Raw genomic sequence first — 2812 nt, 5'->3', positions numbered from 1 at the left:
TGGTGATGGATTCATCTATTTAGGTTTGTCTTAACATCGCCTGATAACCTTCTCGGAAAGTCGGATAGTGAAGTTGATAAGCACTATCCAACATTCGCCTATTGGAACACTGCTTATTTCCGCTTCGCCGTTTTGCCTGCTCGGAAGGTTGGGTATTGATGGTCAGCCCCAAGTGCTCTGCTAGCCAGATAATCACTTCATTAAGATCTACTGGTTCACTATCACTAGCAAGATATAGCGGCTCCAACGCTGAGCCTTGAGCATTCAAGCGAATTAAGTGCTCAATAAAACCCACGCAATCATCTTCATGAATACGGTTACTTCGACGTAAGGCTTTACTTAAAATAGCCGCGCCACTTTCCGCAGACTGCTTTACCTGATTAATTAACTGGCGACGAGAACCACCATAGATCCCGCTAAAACGAATAATCGTGCTGGGTATGCCGCTGTGTCGAAGTAGACCTTCCGCTTCAAAGATAAGCTTTCCTGAAAACTGTTTTGGTTCACAAGGGCTTTGCTCATCTATCCAACTATCATCATTCTGGTGATAGACACTGCTACTGGAAACAAAGATCAATCGCTTTAAGCGCTTCGGATTAGGAAGCATCGTAAGCGTGTTTTCTAAACCCGTGACATAGGTATCACGATAAGCCTGTTCGGTGCGCTGGGAAGGCGTCAGGCAATAAATCAGGTAATCAACACCATCAGTCAGGACTTGTGAAAACACCTCTTCTAAACTCGATGCCTCTCGAACATCTGCAGCAAGATAATGAATGTCATCCTGAGACATTTGAGGTCTTCGGCGTAAACCAAAAACTTGAAAGTCACTTGAAAGCCTCTTCGCTACGCGCCCACCGATTTTACCGCAACCGACTATCAAAACCTTCTTACCTTGCATAGCGCCAAGCCTTTTCTATATGATTTGTCGCTAGTATAAAACGAAGTACTCTAAAAGACATTCGTAGATGCATGGAAGTACCTGCACTCACACAAAAGGGTTAAATCGGCATGGCAGCGCTGGAGGAAATAGAGCTTACGCAGTTAAAAGGTGTGGGCGCCAAACTGGCTGAAACACTTTCCAAGCTCGATATTCACAACATGCAGGACCTACTCTTCCACCTGCCTTTTCGTTACGAAGACCGAACTCGTATTCACTCTGCAGCCTCGCTTCGCCCCGGCATGCAAGGCTTGTTTGAAGTGGAAGTGCTCGGTAGTAGAGTCGTTCATGGAAGAAGGCGTAGTCTAGAAGTCAAAGTAAAAGACGCCAGCGGCACCGTTACACTGCGTTTTTATCACTTCAGCGCAGCTCAAGCCCGGCAACTTCAAAAAGGTACCTACCTGCGTTGCTATGGTGAGGCCAGGCTTGGAAAGCTGGGAATAGAATTCTATCACCCTGAGTACAATATCATCACAGGGGACGAGAAGAATACCGCACCCGAAACTTTAACTCCGGTTTATCCCTTAACCGAAGGAATTCAACAAGCAAGACTCCGTGCAATCTGTCGTCAAGCGCTTGGCTGGCTGGATCGCTGCGATGTCCGCGATCTACTGCCGCCTAGCATTCGAAAAGCCTACCAGCTACCGGAACTTAAACATGCACTAAGTTACTTACATGCTCCACCAACCGAAGCCGACCAACTCGCTTTGCTAGAAGGGCGGCATTTATGTCAGCAACGCCTTATTGTTGAAGAATTACTCGGGCATCACTTAAGTCTGTTAAAACTCCGCAAAGGCGTACAAAGTCACCAAGCCTTGCCTTGCCAGAATAATAGCCAGCTAGGCACTCAACTGCTTGAGCAGCTCCCCTTTGAACTAACCGGTGCACAAAAAAAAGTGTGCAGCGACGTCGACCATGACCTAGGCCAAGCCTTCCCCATGCTACGATTGGTACAAGGCGATGTCGGCTCAGGTAAGACCATCGTTGCGGCCTTGGCAGCCTTAAAGGTTGTAGAGTCGGGTGCTCAAGTCGCTTTAATGGCTCCCACTGAAATTCTTGCCGAGCAACATCTATTGAACTTCAGTCAGTGGTTTGCCGAGCTTAAGCTTCCTGATGGCAACTCGATAGAAATCGCATGGCTAAGTGGTAAGTCAAAGGGCAAGACCCGAGCAGCCGCCTTGGGAAAAATCGCATCGGGTAATGCTCAAGTCGTCATCGGCACACATGCTTTGTTTCAAGATGAAGTGAAGTTTTCACGCTTGGCCCTGGCGATTATCGACGAGCAACACCGCTTTGGTGTTCACCAGCGTTTATCCTTAAAAAACAAAGGGCAAGACTCCGGTTTGGTGCCACATCAGCTCATTATGACCGCCACGCCCATACCCCGGACATTGGCAATGAGCGCCTACGCCGACCTCGACACCTCGGTAATCGATGAACTCCCCCCAGGCAGACAAAAAATAGAAACCTTTGCCATTCCAGATAGTCGACGCTCCGAAATGGTTGAACGGGTTAGAAAATCTTGTGAAGCCGGCTGTCAGGCCTATTGGGTTTGCACTCTTATAGAAGAATCTGAAGCCCTGCAGTGTCAGGCTGCAGAGGAAAGCCTGGCCTGGTTACAAGCTCAGCTAGGAGGTTTGGTTGTCGCCTTGGTTCATGGGCGAATGAAGGCTCAGGATAAAAGCCTAATCATGGATCAGTTCAAAGAAGGGCGTATTGATGTATTGGTTGCTACGACTGTTATTGAAGTCGGTGTGGACGTTCCCAATGCGAACCTTATCGTTATTGAAAGCCCTGAGCGCTTAGGGCTCGCCCAGCTACATCAGTTGCGCGGCCGCGTAGGAAGGGGCGCTTTAAAAAGCTATTGTGCGCTAA

Annotated in this window: 2 protein-coding genes; one reads left to right on the top strand and one right to left on the bottom strand. The window is 48.3% G+C overall.

The features are described 5' to 3' along the window. Positions 1-19: 19 nt before the first annotated feature. Entirely contained in the window at positions 20-898 is an 879-nt protein-coding gene (locus A3761_RS20920; RefSeq protein ID WP_068508652.1) for an NAD(P)H-binding protein, read from the bottom strand. Positions 899-1008: 110 nt separating this feature from the next. Between A3761_RS20920 and recG the strand changes: the two genes are divergently transcribed. Next, positions 1009-2812 (top strand): ATP-dependent DNA helicase RecG (gene recG, locus A3761_RS20915; RefSeq protein WP_068750805.1); only part of this gene is annotated, 1804 nt, incomplete at its 3' end.

Source organism: Oleiphilus sp. HI0123 (assembly GCF_001635315.1).
This window is presented reverse-complemented; position numbering and strand designations above follow the sequence as displayed.

What these genes read in the sequence shown, in the direction of transcription:
- A3761_RS20920 (WP_068508652.1), bottom strand. Translation starts at nt 898, where the DNA reads ATGCAAGGTAAGAAGGTTTTGATAGTCGGTTGCGGTAAAATCGGTGGG.